At 58.1% G+C, this 19,704-nt stretch carries 11 protein-coding genes and 7 pseudogenes; 3 read left to right on the top strand and 15 right to left on the bottom strand.

Annotation, left to right across the window (positions count from 1 at the left end):
- Positions 1–7: 7 nt before the first annotated feature.
- From ACP2YO_RS13520 to ACP2YO_RS13470, 11 genes and pseudogenes are all read right to left on the bottom strand, one after another.
- Positions 8–832 carry an ABC transporter permease gene (locus tag ACP2YO_RS13520; protein ID WP_426441290.1) on the bottom strand — a complete coding sequence of 275 codons (825 nt, stop codon included), beginning with the start codon at positions 830–832 and terminating at the stop codon, positions 8–10.
- Between the two features lie 245 nt (positions 833–1,077).
- Positions 1,078–2,133, bottom strand: a complete 1,056-nt coding sequence (locus ACP2YO_RS13515; protein ID WP_426441289.1) for an ABC transporter substrate-binding protein — start codon at positions 2,131–2,133, stop codon at positions 1,078–1,080.
- Positions 2,134–2,337: 204 nt separating this feature from the next.
- Complete coding sequence (locus ACP2YO_RS13510) at positions 2,338–3,474, bottom strand: threonine aldolase family protein (protein WP_426441288.1); 1,137 nt, start codon at positions 3,472–3,474, stop codon at positions 2,338–2,340.
- A gap of 414 nt (positions 3,475–3,888) precedes the next feature.
- The gene (locus ACP2YO_RS13505) at positions 3,889–4,053 is read right to left on the bottom strand and encodes a hypothetical protein (protein ID WP_426441287.1); all 165 of its coding nucleotides are present in this window, start codon (positions 4,051–4,053) and stop codon (positions 3,889–3,891) included.
- A gap of 671 nt (positions 4,054–4,724) precedes the next feature.
- Positions 4,725–5,507 (bottom strand): GntR family transcriptional regulator, encoded by a 783-nt coding sequence (locus ACP2YO_RS13500; RefSeq protein WP_426441286.1) that lies wholly within the window; start codon positions 5,505–5,507, stop codon positions 4,725–4,727.
- A 1,276-nt stretch (positions 5,508–6,783) separates the two neighbouring features.
- The gene (locus ACP2YO_RS13495) at positions 6,784–8,661 is read right to left on the bottom strand and encodes an ATP-binding protein (protein ID WP_426441285.1); all 1,878 of its coding nucleotides are present in this window, start codon (positions 8,659–8,661) and stop codon (positions 6,784–6,786) included.
- Between the two features lie 165 nt (positions 8,662–8,826).
- Positions 8,827–9,065 (bottom strand): annotated as a pseudogene (locus ACP2YO_RS13490) (AMP-binding protein); the annotation flags it as partial.
- A pseudogene (locus tag ACP2YO_RS13485) lies at positions 9,039–9,298 on the bottom strand (hypothetical protein); the annotation flags it as partial. The pseudogenes ACP2YO_RS13490 and ACP2YO_RS13485, both read right to left, overlap by 27 nt.
- 580 nt (positions 9,299–9,878) lie before the next feature.
- Complete coding sequence (locus tag ACP2YO_RS13480) at positions 9,879–10,070, bottom strand: hypothetical protein (RefSeq protein ID WP_426441284.1); 192 nt, start codon at positions 10,068–10,070, stop codon at positions 9,879–9,881.
- A gap of 1,010 nt (positions 10,071–11,080) precedes the next feature.
- Positions 11,081–11,338: pseudogene (locus ACP2YO_RS13475) on the bottom strand (hypothetical protein); the annotation flags it as partial.
- A gap of 524 nt (positions 11,339–11,862) precedes the next feature.
- The gene (locus ACP2YO_RS13470; protein ID WP_426441283.1) at positions 11,863–12,639 is read right to left on the bottom strand and encodes a maleate cis-trans isomerase family protein; all 777 of its coding nucleotides are present in this window, start codon (positions 12,637–12,639) and stop codon (positions 11,863–11,865) included.
- A gap of 132 nt (positions 12,640–12,771) precedes the next feature.
- Between ACP2YO_RS13470 and ACP2YO_RS13465 the strand changes: the two genes are divergently transcribed.
- Positions 12,772–13,485, top strand: coding sequence for a response regulator transcription factor (locus tag ACP2YO_RS13465; protein WP_426441282.1), 714 nt, complete (start codon positions 12,772–12,774; stop codon positions 13,483–13,485).
- Here the strand turns inward: ACP2YO_RS13465 and ACP2YO_RS13460 are convergent.
- Positions 13,446–14,368: pseudogene (locus tag ACP2YO_RS13460) on the bottom strand (aldehyde dehydrogenase family protein). The gene ACP2YO_RS13465 and the pseudogene ACP2YO_RS13460 overlap by 40 nt on opposite strands.
- 78 nt (positions 14,369–14,446) lie before the next feature.
- Positions 14,447–15,797: pseudogene (gene hglS / locus ACP2YO_RS13455) on the bottom strand (2-oxoadipate dioxygenase/decarboxylase HglS).
- 195 nt (positions 15,798–15,992) lie between these two features.
- Here hglS and ACP2YO_RS13450 point away from each other — a divergent pair.
- Both ACP2YO_RS13450 and ACP2YO_RS13445 read left to right on the top strand, forming a co-directional pair.
- Positions 15,993–16,896: pseudogene (locus tag ACP2YO_RS13450) on the top strand (LysR substrate-binding domain-containing protein).
- A gap of 403 nt (positions 16,897–17,299) precedes the next feature.
- A complete protein-coding gene (locus ACP2YO_RS13445) occupies positions 17,300–18,310 on the top strand; it encodes a succinylglutamate desuccinylase/aspartoacylase family protein (protein ID WP_426441281.1) in 1,011 nt (336 codons plus the stop codon).
- A gap of 625 nt (positions 18,311–18,935) precedes the next feature.
- On the opposite strand, the gene ACP2YO_RS13440 is transcribed toward ACP2YO_RS13445, so the two are convergent.
- The gene (locus tag ACP2YO_RS13440; RefSeq protein WP_426443550.1) at positions 18,936–19,208 is read right to left on the bottom strand and encodes a hypothetical protein; all 273 of its coding nucleotides are present in this window, start codon (positions 19,206–19,208) and stop codon (positions 18,936–18,938) included.
- Positions 19,154–19,324 (bottom strand): annotated as a pseudogene (locus ACP2YO_RS13435) (IS630 family transposase); the annotation flags it as partial. The pseudogene ACP2YO_RS13435 and the gene ACP2YO_RS13440, both read right to left, overlap by 55 nt.
- Positions 19,325–19,704: the final 380 nt, after the last annotated feature.

The following is a 19,704-nucleotide window of genomic DNA, read 5'->3' as shown; positions in this document are numbered from 1 at the left end:
TAAAACCCTAGACCTTCCGCCGACGCCAAAGGGCAAGAAGCCCGGTGAGAATAATAGCCATTGCGAACAGTAGCACGCTGATTGCGGAGGCCTTGGGCCAGTCCAAGACCTCCCGGTTATAGAAATCGACCAGATTCGCGAGCATGATATTCCCCGAGCCGCCGAGCAGCGCGGGAACGATGAAGGCGCCCAGAGACATCACAAAGACGCTCACTAGAGCGGCGATGACGCCGGGTAGGCTCAAGGGAACCGTGACTGTCCAGAAAATGTGCGCGGGTTTGGCCCCCATGATGGATGCTGCCCGGTAAATGCCGCGGTCGATCGCCAGCAGGCTAGCCAGAACAGGCAAGACAACAAGCGGAACGAGGTAGTTTGTCATGCCTACAAGCGTACCCACCAAGTTGAAAACAAGCGGTAAGGTGACACTCGTGTTGAAGATCCAACTTAGGAGCGAATTGATGATTCCGTTGCGGCCTAGGATGATTGTAAACGCAAAGCATTTGACCAAGACGCTGGTCCAGAATGGCAGCAGCACAAGTACCATAAAGAACGACCTGCGCCGCGCCGGTTGACGCGCAAGATGCAGCGCGACGATGAATCCCAGAATCAAACTCAGGATGGAAGACAAGCCCGCGATATACAGCGTCGTAGCCAGGGAATTCCTGAACAACGCGCTGCTTAGCACCGCATTGAACGCAGCAAGCGATAAGTTCGGACCCTGGACGCTCGTGTAGAGGATATACAAAGCTGGCGGCAAAACGATCGCCCCCCCTATCAGGGTGGCTGGCGACATGAACATGGCCTGCGCACGCAACGTACTTGTGCGGATCATGGGCGGCGCTCCGAGCGGGCTCTTTGAGAGATCAAGAATTGCCGCTTCGGATCGTCCTTGAGGACGACGCAGATTCCGCGGCCGGTGAAGCCTTGCTCGAAGAAGCGCACGATAGCGGTCACCGGCATGAGCATAGTCTGCGTGGCAAATTGGTTGTTCGAATCACGGACACTCCGCTCACAAGTGATAGGGGATAGAGCATCGCTTGCGCCGCCAGCCTCAGAGACTTCCCGGCAGCGGCACACTCAGCTCATTCTCCATTCCTGGAAACGCCGATTTATCGACTCGAAATTCTCAGCCCAATATGTATTGTTCTGCATCACGTGGTTAGGGCTGTTCAGATCCGGCTGCCATTTACGTATCTCGGGCGACAACATCGTTGACGCTTTTTTGGACACTGGAATCGTGCCCAGCAGATCGAATAGCCTGGCCTGAACCTCCGGACGCATGTAATAGGCAAGCAGTTTCATCGCGTTTTCCTTGTTCGGCGCGCCCTTCAGGATTGCGAGCGCGTCGGCGACAATGATGTTTTGCTCGAAGGAGATCGCCAATGGTGTCCCGCCACCCGGCCGCGTCGTCGCCAAGACCCGGTTGTTGCTCGCGAAACCGAAATCAACTTCTCCGCTTTGCACCAAAGAGATGTCCTGCGGTGTAGTGGCCGACCATACGAGATGAGACTTGATCCGAGAAAGCGACTTGAAGGCGCGATCCAAATCCAGCGGATAGATATCCTTCGGCGCCACGCCGTCGGCGAGGAGTGCAATTTCCAGCGTGCCCACCAACACATTGCCGCGCAAGGCGCGGCGCCCAGGAAACTTTTGCAGATCGAAAAATTCGGCGCAGTTTTTCGGATGCCTTCCGTCACCAAACTTCTTCGGATCCCACGTTACGCAATTGCCAGCTAATTCGAAAGTGACGTAGTCGGTTGCCGGTGGGACTTCCAGATCTTTGAGGTCGAACAGGGCCGGATCGAGCTTTTCCCAAAAACCTAGCTTGGATCCGGAGGTGGTGTTGACGACAGTATTCAAAAAAACATCGACGTCGACATTGCCCGTCAACTGCATGGCCTTGACTTTGTCGAGCTCCAATATCGGAACAAACTCGACCTTTATTCCCGTCTCCTTGGTGAAGGGCTCGATCACCGCCTTGACTTGGGCGTCTTGATAAGACCCGCCACCATTCGCCATCGTGATGGGCTTCGATTTCTCACCAGAGGCCGCGAGCACCATCGGTGCCGAAATCAGGCTCGCCGTTCCGGCCAGGAAGGAGCGACGCGAGACTTTCCAGGTATCATTCTTCATCTGCAGTTCTCCGTTGCTCGAGCCAGATGCCGCGGTTCGCCAAGCTTTTGTCACATTATATATCAAGTATAGATGATATACCAAACCTTTTGTCGACGGCCGGGTGCGCCCTGCGGGTGACAGCAGCGGATGCCGCCGTGACGAAGAGAGTTTGAAGCACCGCAACCATCCGCCGCGTTTAGATGCGCAGCGAGAATCCGAGTTTTACCGAGCCGACTTCGCGGGCTTTGATGAGTTTACCGCGCTCTTGGTTGCCGCCTCGTGGCCGGATGCGTTGCCTGCCGGAGAAACCAATCTGCCCACCAGCTCAATGAGTTGATCGACCTCAACGTCGGCGCAATCAAAGTGTGTCACCAGCCGAACGACACCGCCTGGTTGCCGCACGAAGCGCACGCCGGTGGCGGCCAGCGCCTCGATAACCTCCTCCCTCATTGCAACGAACACCAGATTGGCTTGCACGGGAGCAACCAGCTGCACTCCGGGCAGGTTCGCAAGGCCCTCGCCGAGGCGGCGGGCACGGGCGTTCGCGGTGGCGGCAAGGCGCAGATAAAGATCATCTTCGGTGTACGCGATGAGCTGTGCGGCCGCGAAACGCATCTTCGACCAGGTCTGACCCGCGCGGCGCAGCCGATACGAAAGCGGCTCGGCGAGTGCCTGATTGAACACCACGATAGCATCCGCCGACATCGCGCCGTTTTTGGTTGCACCAAAAGAAAGAATGTCGACGCCGCGGCGCCATGTCGCGTCGGCCGGCGAGCATCCCAAGGCAACGAGAGAATTCGCAAACCGCGCGCCGTCCATGTGGAACTGGATACTCGCATCGCGCGCAATCTCGCCGATCGCCGCGACCTCGTCGAGCGAGTAGACGGCGCCACGCTCCGTGGCCTGAGCGATCGACACCGCATCGGGTTGCGGCGCATAGCGTGCACCGCGCTCGGCGCGCCGCAGCGTTTCGGCCAGCGCCGTCGGTTCCAGTTTGCAATCACGGCCAGTCAGCGTGATGAATCTCGCTCCACCGGTGAATGCCTCGGTGGCGCACCCCTCGTTAACGTAGGTGTGCGCCAACTCATGGCAATAGATGCCCCCCCATGGCCGAGCGATGCTGGCCAATGACAATGCGTTGGCGGCCGTCCCTGTGGACACGGGAAAAACCACGACGTCCTTTTCAAACAAATTCGAGAACTTGCGCTGCAGGAGCGCACTCCACTCATCGTTGCCGTAGGGCGCCGCGGCCCCCTCATTTGCGGACGCGAGCGCGCGCAAGATCTCGGGCGCCGCAGGCGCGACGTTGTCGCTGCGGAAGCGGAAATTGACGGATGCGGGTCCAGGATTGTCGTTCACGTTCAATTTCCTCGCTATCGAGTGTAAGCACCAGGCGCACGAAACCGTCTTTCGAGATGAAATCCAGAGCGCCGGCGGAGTCCTTTCAGGAACTCAGCATTGACTCCAATTCTGGTGCGCCTTGCCGGCAACGCAAACGATTTCTTTGTATTAGATCATTCCAATTGAGAATGATGCAGGAGACCTTCGCGGCTCGAGGAAGCGATATCGAGCGCGCTCGCGCGCCCCTTCTGTGCAACATCCTTGCCCAAGAGGACTCGCACCTCAAGGTGCTTGAGCTCATAGACGACGTCACCGTCGAGGCGGCCGAGCCTTGCCTACGCCGGGAGAGAGCGGGGGCGAATTATGGAACAGCGTCATGCGGGGTGCTGGTGACGCCCCGCGAAGGTCTTGTCGGGCTCCGTGTAGAGCACATTACAGAATTGTACGGCTCCTCAAGGCAAACTGCGACCGCACGAAAAAATCAGCGCTGGAGCGCTCCAGATAACCTGAAAGAGTGAAAGAGGGAAACAGTATCGCGTCCATCTCCGGCCGCAGGTCAGATTGGCTCTCGGCTGGAACGCACTCAGTCGGAGTCATGTGAGAGCGGAATTGATCGAAAACGTAGGGATAACCCCATCACGCGAGTTGCATGATCTCGATTTCCATGAGTGGAGACGAACGCCGTTGAAACTCACCCTGACTCCTCGGCGGCCAGCAACGATCAAACTCCTCGACGATGTGCGAGGCAAAATCATGCAACGTGGGGATCGGACAAGGAGCACCGGCGAAAAGAGTCCGCTCGGCAGATCGATCTCCAGGGGACCATGGAGACCAAGCTACCACCTGCTGCGGAGCACCCGCTCCAGCTGTTCGGTTAAACAACCCTGCAACCTCGACGTTCCCAAAGCTCCGGCTTAGACTTGCATCGCATTGCATCGCCGGTTCACCACAGACCTCGCCGATGAGTTGCACCGGACTTTCGTCGAAGCATCGTGACGGTCATCAAGGGTCCATTTTGCCAATATTAACCAGGATGTGGATTCCGGTGCCGTTCGGCTCGGCGACCAGCCTCACCCACCACATTAGCTTCGCCATAATCTCACCCCCTCGCTGTGAGGTCCGCGGTTACCAGAAGAGCCAGTCCCAGACGATTTTTCATGCCCCCCAGCCGGCCACCAAACGCGTCTATTCCTTGCCGTTCGGCTGGCCGTATCAGTCGACCCGGCGAGCTTATGCTGATCGAGTTAAGGGCACCTGCCGCAGAGGATTCATTGCTTTCGCGTCCGCCGCGGACGACTCCGCTCACGGACATTGGTCCCAAGAGAAAACCGATAAACAATGCGATCGGCGCGTGTTACGGTGCATCCCACAAGCAGAGGCGTGCCATCCTTCCGAAACCCGACGGAGCGGCAGTTTAATACTGGAAATCCTGGCGTTACCTCGAGAAACGCAGCCTGTTCTTCCGTGGCCGTCGCGCCTTCGAACTGATATTCGAAATGGTCGAAACCCTTCAGCGCCTCGACAAACGGCATCATAAACCGCTCGCGGATCTTCGGCATCAGCGCTTCGCCGACTTCCTTGGGAAGCCAAAGTGAATCAAGGCAAATCGGTTCGTCGTCAGCGAGAATAATCCTCTCAACCCGATAACCGACGCCCAATGTCCCAAGCTGGAAAGGGTCGCCATCATTCGGATCGGTCAGCGTCACTTGAAGCAGTCGCACGCCCGGTATGAGGCCAAGCTTGCGCAGCTCATCCTCGAATGGCAAGCTCTTGCTTGGGCTGAGCACTCGCACAATCCTGCGCCGGTTTGCGACAAAGACGCCAAGACCCTGTCGACCGACAAGAAGCCCCTCAAGCGACAGATCGCGAATCGCACGGCGGATGGTGATCATGCTGACGCCGAAATCCCTGGCTAGGTCACCAGCGCTCGGCAGCTGCGTACCGGTCGCGTACGTTCCGGCATCGATCAAATCTCTCAATTTTCGCGAGACGGAGCGATAAAGAAACCGGTCACCTTCAGCCCCTCGCCCTGATCTATCAAGTTGGCGCATAACCATCACCCATTTCTGCCGGGGGTCCAGTCTCTTCGTGACCGCAGGGCTTTCCACCCATCCCCTTCTTCTCACTAAGGCACTAGCACTTACGGCTAATATCCATTCCTAAAGTTTGCGCACACGTTACCTAGAAGTTCACGTTCCAGATCCGACGGATGGCCCGCGCAGAGCGCTGCGCCGCAGCGGACGGATCGTTTGGTCGGATCGACCTGACGCGACCCGCATGAGCATGGTAGTGGGTCGGGCGATCGCCAGCACGCGGCAGATCGACTCGACCCCATACTTAACCCGATGAATGCATGCATCCGCGACATCGTGCCGAGTTCGGCTAGTTGTTCGAGCTGTCGGTTTAGCCGGAGCACAGGATCGTTTCTTAATGGGATCAACGCGTTCGTCGCCAACTTCCTGCGCAAGCGCGGTCTTGGTGCGGTCGCGTTCGGTTCCTTCAACGAGGAGAACAAACTCGCCCGGACTTCGCTCTCTTCGATCGTCGAGCCATCTTGACGTTTGGTCGGGTTGACGGCGACGAAGCGGTGCTGGTTGGCTGCACGAGGCTGCGCTTGGTTGATCGAATCGCCAAGATGGAGTAAAAATTAGGCAAACTCACCACTTCGAGTATTGAGCCATTCGTTAGCTGGCTTGACCCCTGCATTGTCCCGATCTCTAGGGCGAGCATCTGGTGCAACTTCGGGTACGTTGTGGAGTCGCGATTCATATATCCCGTCTCCAAAAACGGATCAACGTATCTGCGCGGAACTGCTCGTCAATCGGCAACTTCCCCCGATGCTACAATACATACTCAGTATTCAAAGTTAGCGCTGTCGGGATACCCTGTCAATCCCATTGAAATGGGTCGGGCCATCTGGCTCGTCCCTACAAGTGCTCGCGGGCATAAGCGATACGATTCCGATTGCTTCGCCGAAGCGATACTTTGATGAGACGATGTCCTTCGACACCATCAAATGGATAGAATTCGTGAGCGATTTTCGGCTTGTCCCCGACACATCGGCTGATGGATGCCGGTATGAGGGCCGCAGGTCGTAGCGGGTTTGAGCAGATCTTCTGGTGACGCAGTGCTGGCCGGCGATACCAGTCTCAGCAAGGGGCAACGTCGCAAAAGAGGGAACATCGGGATTGGCATCTCCGTGGACGCTTGTCCGACTGGTCATGCCCCGCCCGCCCGTGAGTGAGCCTCGGATCCCGATTGCCACGTTTCGCCGAGCATGCCAGCAAGTCCCCAAAAGACCTTCATCGTTCGAGGTAACCCTAAGCCTCACTCGGGCCTGGCTACGATTGCCGGGCCTGCAATCCATTGCTCCATCCGCTCCATTGACTGCGTCAGCAATCCGCTGAGAGTGATTGTATCGATTGGGTCAGCATTTTGGTTGAGGCGATCCTCTATTCTTTCAGCCTCCGCTGACAGATCAGAAAGCCCAAGCATTTGGGCCGTCGGGCTCAGCCGATGCAACACAGCCGCCAACGGCTTGCCGCTGCCCCCGGCGCGATATGTGTTCGCCTCCTGACGGGCTTCGGCGACAACCTTGCAGCTCTCACGCAAGATCAGCTTGCAGCGGTCAGTACCCACATCGGCTCGCATGCGCGTCAGCTGTTCCGGTACCGCCGAAGCGGCAAGCTTGGCAAGTTCCACCTGAAGCTGCTCGTAGATGATCGGCTTTGGCACCACCCCGGTGATACCCGCGGCCCGATAAGACTCCATGCTGTCGGTCGTGAGCTTTGCCGTCATGGCAAAAATCGGAATTGTTGCCGCCACAGACCCGCGGGCGCGGATCTCGCGTGCGACGGTCAGCCCATCCTTGGCCGGCATAGCGATATCAAGAAGCACGGCATCGAAGACGTGGCTGCCGACAGCTTCGATCGCCTCCGCGCCGCTCTGACACGTTTGGGGTACATGCCCCATTTGGTCGAGCAACGTCTCCGCGACGAGAAGATTGACTTTATCATCATCAACCACCAGCAAGCGCAAGCCGGAAGGTGCATCGGCCAGCAATCTTTCCTGCTCACCCCGGCAAGGCCGCGGTAACGCCACGTTGAGATCAAGCGTAAAAATGCTGCCACCGCGGGCCCCGCTTTCCATTCCAACCGAACCGCCCATTGCTTCAGCCAGCTTCTTGGAAATGGCAAGCCCGAGCCCGGCGCCGCTGAGATGGTTCACGGCTGGAGAATCGATCTGCGAAAACGGTCGAAACAAAGCTGCACGATGCTCCGCAGCGATCCCCGGACCAGAATCGGCGACTTCGATTCGAAGCCGCCCTGGGATTGACCTCCGCGTACGTAACTCGACAAACCCGGCAGATGTAAATTTGAGCGCATTGTTAACGAGATTGATAAGTATCTGCCGCAATCTCAGTGGATCCGCATTCACGCACGCCGGCAGTCTCTCGTCGAGACGAGCACGCAGTTGTAATCTCTTCTGTTCGGCCATCGGCTCAAACAGCCTCACGATTTCATCAAAGATGTCTTGCAGAGCGACCGCTGCGGTCTCGACTTGCAATTGCCCGCCTTCGATCCGTGACACGTCGAGAATGTCGTCAAGCAGCTTGGCAAGGGCCCGAGCCGACGAGATAATCGTGTCTACATACCGTTGCTGACGCGACGTCAATGAAGTCCGAGTCAGCGCCTGCGCGAGACCAAGTACCCCGTTCATGGGCGTACGCAGTTCATGGCTGATAAGCGCGAGGAAATGCGATTTCTCTGCTGTCGCCGCCTCGGCTTGATCCTTGGCGAGGCGCAGGGCCGCCTCATGCTCCCTGACTGGGGTGAGATCCGTGCGCACGCTGATTACCCCACCCCACGGCGTACGGCGCTCCGACATCCGCACCCATTGGCCGTTCGCGAGCTGTTGATCCATGTAGCCTTCACAGCGATGATGGAATTCCAACCGGCGCGAAAACCAGTTCTCTGCCGACCCCTCGATGATGAACTGGTTGCGGCAGATGCCTTCCCACACGATGTCGGGAAAGTAGACGCCCGGGTGCATCATATCAGAGACAACTGGGCAGAGCTCACAGTACTTCTCGTTCCAGAACAATAGATGGTCGTTCTCATCCCAGATGACGACCGCCTCTGGCAAGCAACCGATTGATTCCGCGATTTTCTGGCGGACATCGTCGTCCCAATGGTGAGAAGCCATCCTGCGCTCCGCTTAGACCGAAAGCTCGAACAATTTGCCGAACTCGGGCATGGTGTGGTGGATACCCGCCAAACGCAAGGCGTGCCGGTCCATCGCATGATTGCTCGACGGCTTACCTAATTCATGCTCGATCTTGGCGATCTGATCAACCAAGCGCAGGTTCGTGCCGGGATAGACCATGGTGGTGCCGAGCGTCACGGAAGCGAGGTTACCCATCACCATGCCGAAGCAGTGATGGAGCGGCTCCGCAATGAAGATGCTCGGTCAGGCGCATCGCGCGACGGGTGAAGTAGCCGTTGTTGAGGATGTTGTGACGGGTCAGCGCCACGCCCTTGGGCGACACCCATGGTGCCGCTGGTGAACTGGATGTTGATGGGATCGTTGGGCTGCAGGATCGCGGCTAGTCGCGGCGCACGCGAAGACAGCATCCGCAGGAGATTGGACAGCTTCGTGAGACCGCCGACCGACGACCAGATCTGGCGAAAGAACCGCCACGCATATGGGGAAACGGACTCGAGATGCCGGCGCTGGGCTTCGGCGACCAACGTCCCGAAAGCCAGCGAGGATTTGCCTGATCCCGAGACGCCAGTGAAGACCACGAGTTGTTGCGCGGGATATCGAGCGAAACGTCCTTCAGATTGCGCTCCCGCGCCCTGCGGACGCTGGAGACATCGGTGGCTTCTTGTTTTCGGCTTGCGCGATTGGCGAGTGCTCAACGCCCGGCCATCGCAATGCGGCCAGCGACATGAGCATATCCCGTGTGCCGCGAATTGTTTGCTCGAGTCATGGACATTCTGTTCACAAGTGATGGGATAGAGCACCGGTTGCGCCGGGCGGATTGCGCTTGGCGTACTGCTTTGAACAAAACATCACTGTAGGTGTCGCCCTCGCAATCCTCAAGGGTGCGCCGAATAGAGAAAACGCGATGAAACTGCTTGCCTATTACATGCGTCCGGAGGTTCAGGCGAGGGTATGTGATCTCCAGGGCACAATGCCGGTTTCCAAGAAAGCCGGCACGATGTTGTCGCCCGAGATACGCAAATGGCTGCCAGATTTGAGCGGCCGCCGCAAGACATTTCCCTGGTGCAGGTGGGAGAAGCCAAAACATCATCCCGCAGGGCACGACGCCCGGGAAATTTTTGCAGGTCGAAGAGCTCGACAAAGGTTTTCGGATGCTTTCCCTCACCGAATTTCTTTGGATCCCACGTTATGCCGCGTCAGGCAATTTCAAATGTGACGTAGTCGCTTGCCGGCTGGGTGGCCAAATCTTTGAGGTCGAACAGGGCAGGATCGAGCTTTTCCCAAAAGCCCAGCTTGGATCCGGACGCCGCGCCGACCTCGGTGTTCAAAAAAATGTCCACTTCGACATTGCCCGTCAGCTCCATCGCCTTGACTTTGTCGAGGTCCAATATCGGGACGCACTCGACCTTTATCCCCCGTCTCCGTGGTGAAAGGTTCAAGCACTGCCTTGACCTGAGCGACTTGGTAGGGCCCGCCACCATTAGTCATCGTAACCGAGCTGCACTTCCCCGCAGCGCGAGAGGCTCTGATCACCATCGGCGCCGAAATGACGCCAGCTGTTCCCGGCCAAGAAAGATCGGCGTGAGACTTTTGGAGCCGGCATTCTTCATCTGCATTTTCTCCTCGTGAAGTCCTGGTCCGGCGAGCTTCCGTCATTATATATTAGGTATATCTGCTATATCAAATTCCTTTCCGATAGTGGACCTGCCCGGTTCGTATCGAGCCCCTCATGACGAAGAGAGTTTGGAGCACCACAACCATGCGATGCGTCAAAGGCGCACGCGAAATTCCGAAGCTTACCGAGCCGACTTCGCGGGCTTCGACGAGCTTACCGCGCTCTTGGTGGCCGGATGCGCTGTCTGCCGGAGAGACCAATCTACCCACCAGCTCAATGGGTTGATGGACCTCGACGTCGGTGCAATCAAAGTGTGTCACCGGCCGAACGACGCCACGCGAAGCGCACGCCAGGGCCGCCAGCGCCTCGATAACCTCCTCCGACATTGCAACGAACACCATTGGCTTGAACGGAAGAAACCACTTGCACTCCGGGCAGGCTCGCAAGGCCCTACCCGAGGCGGCGGGCACGGGCGTTCGCGGTGGCCGCAAGGCGCAGATAAAGATCATCTTCGGTGTACGCGATGAGCTGTGCGGCCGCGAACCGCATCTTCGACCAAGTCTGACCCGTGCGGCGCAGCCGATACGAAGGCGGCTCGGCGAGTGCCCGATTGAGTACCACGATGGCATCCGCCGACATCGCGCCACTTTTGGTTGCGCTTAAAAAGAAAGAAAGTCGACGCCGCGGCGCCATGTCGCTTCGGCCGGCGAGCATCCCAATGTAACGAGAGAATTCGCAATCCGCGCGCCGTCCACGCAGCTCACAGGTGCTCGGATCGCGGCTGGTCGCCGCGCGCGGAGACAGCACCTGCAAGAGATTGGACAGCGTCGTGACACTCCCGCCCGACGACCGGATCTGGCAAGAACCGCCACGCATATGGAGAAACGGACTCGAGATGCCGGCGCCGGACCTCGGCGTCCAAAGTCTCGAAAGCCAGCAAGGATTTGCCCGATCCCGAGACGCCAGTGAAGACCACGAGTTCTTGCGCGGGATATCGAGCGAAACGTTCTTGAGATGGTGCTCCCGCTGCCCCGCGGACAGCTGGAGACATCGGAGGCTTCCTGTGTTCGGCTTGCGCGATTGGCGAAGTGCTCAACGCCGGCTATCGCAATGCGGCCGGCGACATGAGCATATCCCGTGTGCCGCAAATTGTTTGTTCAAAATCACGGACATTCTGTTCACAGGTGATGGGGGAATAGAGCATCGCTTGCGCCGTCAGCCTCAGAGACTTTCCGGCAGCGGCACACTCAGCTCATTCTCCATTCCTGAAAACGCCGATTTCACGCCATGATGGAGTCCCAACCGGCGCGAAAACCAGTTCGCTACCGAACTCTCGATGATGAACTGATTGCGGCAGATGCCTTCCCACCGATCTCGGAAAGTAGACGCCCGGCTGCATCATATCAGATACAACCGGGCAGAGCTCACAGTACTTCTCGTTCCAGAACAATAGATGGTCGTTCTCATCCCCGGATGACGACCGCCTCTGGCAAGCAACGGATCGATTCCGCGATTTTCTGGCGGACCTCGTCGTCCCCATGGCGAAAAGCGATCCTGCGCGTCGGTTAGACCGAAAGCTCGAACAATTTGCCGAACTCAGGCACGGTGTCGTCGATACCGGCCAAACGCAAGGCGTGCCAGCCCATCGCATGATTGCTCGACGTGACGGGCTTACCTAATTCATGCTCGATCTTGGCGATCTGATCAACCAAGCGCAGGTTCGTGCAGCTGACCAGCACCGCTTCGACGCTGTCCACCCGTCCAAGCGTCAAGATGGCTCGACTGATCGAGGCGGGCGAGATCCGGCCGACTTTGTGGTCGTTCTCCTCGTTGAAGGAACCGAACGCGACCACTTCGAGACCGCGCTTGCGCAGGAAGTCGGCTACGAACTCGTTGACGGAGTCGCTGTACGGCGTCAACACCGCAATGCGCGACACGCCAAGACGCTTATATGCTGCGATCGTGCCAGTAACTGGAGAGGTGCAAGGCACACCGGGGCGCGCAGCTCTGATCTTTTCGTAAACGACGTCTTCTCCAAGGATCATGGTTCCTGAGTTGCAACCGAATGCCATGACATCGATGGGGAGGCCAGGTAGGATCAACTTCGCGCCTTGAGTTATTTCCTTTTCCAGCTCCATTAACGTCTCTGGCGTCACTGTCGGCGAGTTGTAGATTCGGGATTCGTAGATTCCGACCCCCGGAAGCGTGGCGACGCGCCGGAAGTCGTATTCGATGCATTGGTCGGTCGCCAGTACAATTAATCCGAGTGCGGCACGCCCAGAGACGCCCGCATCCGTCTCAAACGGCATGTTGGGCAGATATTGATCCGATACTTTGTTCATGTCATTCAACCTCAGCGTTTTTCGCGATGCAGAGACCGCGCGTGACTGGGAATGTAAAGGTTGCGCTTTGCTGTAATGTTTCTGTAGTGTTTCACGGACATTTCACGAACTCGCGGACCAGCTCAACCTTGCATGCCGGCAGAGGCCAAGCAAAAGCTTCTCATTGTTGAAGATGATGCCGCGTTCGGCATGATCTTGGCGGCCTATTTGGACGCCGCCGGGTTCGAAACCACCCTTGTCGAAAAGGGGCGAGATGTGTTTGAGCGACTTGATCGCGATCGCCACGACATCGTGCTACTGGATCTCAATTTACCAGATGAAGATGGGCTAGCGATCCTTCGTTCTCTGCGAGCGCGCTCTGACGTTCCCGTTATCGTTGTGAGCGCGCGGCGCGACGCTCGTGACCGCCTGGCCGCCCTTGAGATGGGGGCAGACGACTACCTGATTAAACCCGTCGAACCTCGCGAGTTGGTCGCAAGGATCGGCAATATCATCCGTCGGTATCTCGGTTCTGAAAAGAAGAGGCTGTTCCATTTCGCCGGCTGGGAGCTCGATGTCGACCGCCACGTACTGCGCAGCCATGCCGGCGAGATGACAACGCTAACAGCGGCCGAGTTCGACTTGTTGCTGTCCCTGCTAATGAATCATGGGCGAGTGATGTCGCGTGCGCAGCTGATTGATGCCACGGTTCACGCCGAACCACCGGAGTCCGAACGTGCCGTTGATGTTCTGATGTCGCGGCTTCGCAAGAAGATCGAGAAGGATCCGCAGAGACCGAGAATCATTTTGACCGTTCGTGGTCACGGTTACCGGCTAGCTGAGGGCGACGCTGATCGGCACACCTGACTCGCTGTTCTTTGCAGCGCTGGCATTGCTGCCATGTGCACCTGTAGCTGAGTGTCTTCCTCAGACACGTCGCCTCCACTCACAGCCGGCTTAAGCCTCGGTCCGACGGCGCGACCCATTGCCGTCGAGCCTGTCGCCGAAATCAATGCAACCTTCGGATGATCGACGAGGAGTTTGCCGATGTCGCGGCCGGAAAGCAGCACCGAAGAGAGTCCATCGGGCGCCGTTCCGCCCTCCTCTTTAAAGCGCCTTATCGCACGTTCAAGGAGCGCTTCGGTTGCAAGCGCGGTCAACGGCGTCTTCTCCGACGGCTTCCAGACAATGCCGTTGCCACATACGAGCGCGAGCGCCGCGTTCCAGGCCCATACTGCGACCGGGAAATTGAAAGCCGAGATGATCCCAGTCACGCCTAGCGGATGCCAGCTCTCCATCATCCGATGCTCGGCCCGTTCGGTTGCGATCGTGAGGCCGTGGAGCCGGCGAGAAAGTCCGACTGCGAAATCGCAGATGTCGATCATCTCCTGAACTTCGCCAAGGCCTTCTGATGTGATCTTGCCAACTTCGATCGAGACCAGTCGGCCCAAGGCTCCTTGTTGGCACGCAATTGGTCGCTGAGCAGCCGCACAAGCTCACCGCGCTTTGGCGCAGGCACCAGGCTCCACGCGCGGAATGCCGCATGTGCCGCTTCGATCGAAGCAAGAGAATCTCTCGCATCCGTTAACCGGACACGTCCGACGATCTCGCCCGTAATAGGGGTATGCACCTTCAGTTCACCATCCCAATAGCGCGACCTATTCACGCCGATCTCGGCTAGCAGGCTGTCGACGTCTTCAGAGAGATTACGTTTATGGGATTGCGTTTGCGCTTTCGTTGACGTGGACATGGCAGTTTTCCAAGTACGGGTGATTGGGATGATGGCACGCGTCGCCTTAAACCGGACGCTGGGGAAGCGCTAATCAGGTCAAGCGGCGAACTCAGCCTGTGGACACCCAAGCCGCTCCAGCGCTTGCTCCAGCGACGTACTTTCCGCCCGCACGTACAGCCCAATTCTTCGTGAACCGTTGCACCAAGAGCCGCTTCGAACTGATCTCGATTGGATCGCGCGCTGTACTTCTTCCGCTCATCGGCACCGAGGTTTGATTGGAATATGCCGGCTGCGCTGACCGGCAGAAAGCCCTCATACACGATCGGGTCAAATCGCAAGAAACCGTCTGCGATCAGTTCGTCGACGGACGCCGACGCGCCGGGGCGACGAGATTGCAGACCGGCCGCGGTCGTCGAATAGCGGAGGAACGCAAGTCCTCTAGAACGCAGTTCGGCCCAGTCATCCGGGAATAGCCGAAACCTCTCCGAGAGCTCAGACTCGTAAGGTATCACGTTCGAACTGGCGCCGGCGGGCTGGACAGCACGACGGGCAGACGCGAGTAGCTCGTCGTAAAGTTTGCGCCCTTTCGCCGTCAGCGCACCCCCGCGCTGCTCGATCTCACCGAAGCGCGCGGCGTGCGTCCCCGACGTAATTTCGCCCGCAGTTTGCCTGAAGGCGATCGGCTCTTCTAATGCCTTGAAACTGGTCTGCCGTAGGAGAATCGGACAGTTGCGCCGCGGGGGCCCTTCGATCACCGCCTTGGCCGGAATTCCGCATCGGGGCATAGCCGCCTGGACTGCATCGATGTCGAGGGACCGCGGCGTGAGATGGTTGATGTGCGGCCCCCTGAAGCTAACGATGTCGGCGACTAAACGATGGGCGCGATGCAGCTTTCGGTAGGTAGTGAGATCGACGGTCGCATTACCGTGCCAACGGAAGGTTTCGAGTGCCTCGCGTACGAATTCTTCTGCTTCCAGGCGCGTCAGGCGGCCTTCCGTCTCAAACACGGTGACGAGCTCAAGAAAGCGGGACGTGAAAATCCGGCGAGCGGCAAGGATCGTTTCCGCCTCGGCGCGCAGCGCGGGATCCTCGATCAAGTCGAGCCGAAGCAGGGACGTGAAGACCCGAAACGGATTGCGACCAAGCGCCTGCTCGGTAATCGGGCGAAAGGCAGTGGAATGAACCGGCACCCGGCGACCGATAGATCATAATAGCCAACGGGATACATGCCCACGACCGCGAAAACGCGCCGAATGCCAAACAGCTCGCGCGCCGCGCCAAGCCGGATAGCTCCGTGCCGTTCGATGGCCAGCCTGTCGATTTCGCGACGTTGTTCGAGCCCCGCACGCAACCGCGGATCGGCGCGCAACGTCCGGGCGTTAACGTCAGCGACAAGCTCGAGCAGGGTCCCGTACTGCGGGACCTCCGCACGATACATCTCGGACATTGCACGCGAGAACAGGTCACGGATGTCGTCTGATTGGGCGTGCCGCCCGGCCGTGAATTTGCTCCCTTGCTAATCCTCGGCGCCGAGACGTCACCAAATCGTACCAACTTGGTGTGGCACTAAAGAGAGTAGTCCTGTATTTTCAGCTTGATCAAACGATCCTTTATTCAGAGATCATTCCCTGTCGGAATGCACATGCATACATCCCGCCGATTTCTTCCATCGACCTCACTCCTTGCAGCTTTTGAGGCAGCCGCGAGGACTTGCAGCGTCACCCTGGCGGCGAGAGAACTCAGCCTCACCCAGAGCGCGGTCAGTCGGCAGATCAGATTCCTTGAGGAGCAGCTCGAGGTCGAGCTCTTTAGGCGTGAACGCCAGTCCATCCGCTTGACCGCCGCCGGCGAAGCCTACGCGCGGGAAGTTCGCGAGGCGCTGCGCAAAATCAGCACGGCATCGTTCAACATTCGCGCCAACCCCAAAGGCGGCACGCTCAATCTTGCGATCTTGCCAACCTTCGGCACGCGTTGGCTGGCTCCGCGGCTTCCCAGATTTCTGGCGCAGAATGCCGGCATCACGATCAATCTGGCAACACGCCTGACTTACTTCGATTTTCGGACCGAAGCGCTGGATGCGGCAATCCATTTCGGACCGCGGGATTGGCCAGGCGTTGAGATGATGTTGTTGCGTTCTGAAGAGGCTGTCCCCGCATGCAGCCCCGAGCTCAGAAAACAGTACGGGTTTAGTGCGGCAAGTGATTTGAAGAAATCACCGCTGCTCAGCATCTCGACGCGCCCCACGGCGTGGGACCGATGGTTTTCGACCCAGAACATAGCGGGCGGATCCGGACAGACAATGTACTTCGATCAATTTGCGACCGTCGCTCAGGCAGCGATGGTCGGCGTCGGTGTTGCGCTGCTGCCGACCTTTCTGATCCAGGACGAGCTGGCGAGCGGAAAACTCGTTCGCGCCCTCAATCCTCAATCTGCCGATGGAAAGCATCGAGCGATATTATCTGGTTTGGCCGCCCGACCGATCGAACCACCCGCCCCTTGCTGCTTTTCGCGAATGGCTGCTCGAGGAAATCGCGGGCAGCCAATAAACGTTAACAAGCCTTAGCATCAGCTCAATGTCGGATCATGGCGCGATCTGCACCACAGGCCGGTCCGGCAACGCTTAGGACGTTGCGACGGAGCGCTCTTCTCCTAGTTGAAGCCGAGCGCAAGCTCGCAAAATCTACCGCGTGCTCGGCCAGGCCCGTGCCAACGCGCTCGATTACATGACCGGCTCTCTACAACCCGCAGCGTCCACTTCGACCATCGGCGCGCACCATCAAACCGGCAGCAGCTCACCTCGGGCTCGATTGGCAACCACGGCTTTGACGCTCAGGGCGTCCCTCCCGACGCATCAATATCACCTTGACGACGCTATGATACTAAGTATACCAAAAATGTTTAAATGCTCTTATCCGACCCAATCGTCAAACATTGAGTGAGGAACTATCTATGAAGGTCAAATCTCGAATTTGGAGTCCACTCGACTTTGATCGTGATGGAAAGTTTGGCGATTGCCTACGATTGCCGTTGTCGAGCAATGAATCGGCTTACGGGTTGATCATGATCCCCATTGTCGTCATTCGTAATGGGTCCGGCCCCACTGCATTGCTTGTTGCCGGCAATCACGGAGATGAGTGGGAGGGTCAGCTCGCGCTGAGGAACCTGGCTAGAACGCTGCAACAGGTAGACGTTGCTGGCCGCGTCATCATCATTCCGTCCCTTAACTTCCCAGCCGTTAAGGCTGGGAAGCGAGTGTCGCCACTTGACAATGGCAATCTCAACCGCCTGTTTCCGGGAAACGCCCTGGGTTCACCGACTCAGATGATTGCTCATTATGTGAGCGATGTGTTGCTGCCAATGGCGGATGTAGCGGTTGACTTGCATTCCGGTAGCTACTCGATGGATTGCATCCCGTGTGCCCATATCCGTGCCGGGCGGAACGAGAACGAAACGAGGCAGGTTCTCGAGCTAGCAGAGCTATTTGGAGCCCCTGCCACAATCATCAGCGATGGTGCAGCTGGAGGCGGAGCGACCACTTTCAATGCGGTGAGTGGAGAACTTGGAGTGCCAACCATTACCACCGAATTGGGTGGCGGCGCCACATTGTCGCCCTTTGGAGTCGAACTGGCCGAGCACGGCGTCCGGCGTCTCCTCAAACACTTTGAAATTACGCCTCGAATCGAAGTTCCGCTGACAAAGGGCACGCAGCTGATGGAGATACCTGGAGTTGAGTATTACATCTTCGCAGAGAGTGATGGGCTGTTCGAGCCTGCCGGTAAACTCGGAGACGAGGTCGTCGAAGGCCAGTTCGCCGGCAGGATCCATTCATTGGATGATCCATTGAAGGCTCCTCAAGAATTGCGGTTTCCCAAGACTGGTCGAATTGCCACGCGTCGATTTCCAACGCACACCGCAAGGGGCGACTGCGTCTATGAGATCATGCGCCCGCGTAAAAAATAGAGTAGCGCTGATGGGTACGATTCGAAGCAAAGCAGCACCCGGGATGGAGAGTATGGAGCAAGAGAACGTATCGCCTAGGCCTCGTATCCGGCCAGCGTCGAAACGGGATACGAGCCTTTGGCGAGGCCTCGAGCTTGAAGATGTTACGATTGGCTCGCCTGTGACGATCCAGCACTTCTCCGTGAGGCGCGCCGTCCGCCTTCTTTAGAGTACATGCAATAGGAAAGTTGGCGCTTTTGACCCGCCGCTGGCCCTATGCAACTTTCCTGGCCTGCTGAGCCTGTTCGATGAAGATTCTCGGGTCATGTTTCCCATGATTGAATGAGATCGTTCTCTTTCTCGATGTTTCGATCCAGTCGCCGCCTTCGGCCGGCGACAAAAGCAGGACACGTCAAGAACGTTCGGCAAGCGGCTTCGATGCGGGTAACTTTCAGCGGTCCATACGGGCCTGCACATCGACCCGAAGTGGCCTCGATCCTGACACCGGCCTCTTCGATTGTTCTTGTGCCATCGCGCCAGTCTGCGGCTCGGGATACCGGCATCGACACTATGCTGCCTAACGGGACCATACTGCGAATCGGATGGGACGCCGACGCTGTGGCGGTACGTCGCGTACTAGAGCCTTTCATGCTTTGGGGGAAGCATATCCGGCGTTTTCGAAGTAGTTGCTACATTCGTGGGGCTGGATCGTGGTGACCAGCTCACCAATGTGTCGCCAGGTGTCTTCGAGAGTGCGCTTCTGGGCGATGTGATCTTGGCGACGGCCTGCTCGATCGGGTGAGTAGGCGGTGACGACGATGTCACCCGGCTTGAGAACTGGAACGAGCTGCTGTTCGACATAAGCCCGGAAGCGTTGTCCGGCGCCGCCGAGCCCGTTGCCCAATAACGCTGCGACCACTTCACCACCGAAGACACCGCGACGCCGAGCCGCGCTTCCACTGTCCGGCAGCTCTCGCCGCCAACCACCGCCGCTACAACACGCTCTCGAAGATCATTGAAAAGAGGTTGGCCCATCTCATGCTGGCCCCAGCCAACATCCCGAATCAGAAAGGGGCCGTCAGGGGAATCCTTTCGATTCAGCCGAGCCGTGAAACCGCTCTAGGCGCGCTTTTCCGGTGAGTCATTCTCTGGCTTGCGGGTACGGCTGGCGACGGGCATCACCAACATGCCTCGCGGCATGAACTGACCATCACTGCAGGTTCGGCAGACACCTAGGCGCGGCCCAAATGGGGGCGACCTTCACACCTTTCGCCGGAAGCCAACCAGCCTGCTTCGCACAATGGACTTGGAAAGCAGCTCGGCGCAAAACACCCGGAACGCGGGCGGTCCTCCGCCCGCTGATAACATGTCGCCGATCACCGCCGAACAACTGGACGCCATGTGGAGAAGGCATC

Origin of the sequence: Bradyrhizobium genosp. P (assembly GCF_049949265.1) — a bacterium.
Taxonomy (GTDB): Bacteria; Pseudomonadota; Alphaproteobacteria; order Rhizobiales; family Xanthobacteraceae; genus Bradyrhizobium.
Note: the sequence above shows the minus strand (reverse complement) of the source record. Positions and strands in the feature narration are given on the sequence as shown.

What these genes read in the sequence shown, in the direction of transcription:
- ACP2YO_RS13465 (WP_426441282.1), top strand. Translation starts at nt 12,772, where the DNA reads ATGCCGGCAGAGGCCAAGCAAAAGCTTCTCATTGTTGAAGATGATGCC.
- ACP2YO_RS13470 (WP_426441283.1), bottom strand. Translation starts at nt 12,639, where the DNA reads ATGAACAAAGTATCGGATCAATATCTGCCCAACATGCCGTTTGAGACG.
- ACP2YO_RS13505 (WP_426441287.1), bottom strand. Translation starts at nt 4,053, where the DNA reads ATGACTCCGACTGAGTGCGTTCCAGCCGAGAGCCAATCTGACCTGCGG.
- ACP2YO_RS13445 (WP_426441281.1), top strand. Translation starts at nt 17,300, where the DNA reads ATGAAGGTCAAATCTCGAATTTGGAGTCCACTCGACTTTGATCGTGAT.
- ACP2YO_RS13515 (WP_426441289.1), bottom strand. Translation starts at nt 2,133, where the DNA reads ATGAAGAATGATACCTGGAAAGTCTCGCGTCGCTCCTTCCTGGCCGGA.
- ACP2YO_RS13500 (WP_426441286.1), bottom strand. Translation starts at nt 5,507, where the DNA reads ATGCGCCAACTTGATAGATCAGGGCGAGGGGCTGAAGGTGACCGGTTT.
- ACP2YO_RS13495 (WP_426441285.1), bottom strand. Translation starts at nt 8,661, where the DNA reads ATGGCTTCTCACCATTGGGACGACGATGTCCGCCAGAAAATCGCGGAA.
- ACP2YO_RS13520 (WP_426441290.1), bottom strand. Translation starts at nt 832, where the DNA reads ATGATCCGCACAAGTACGTTGCGTGCGCAGGCCATGTTCATGTCGCCA.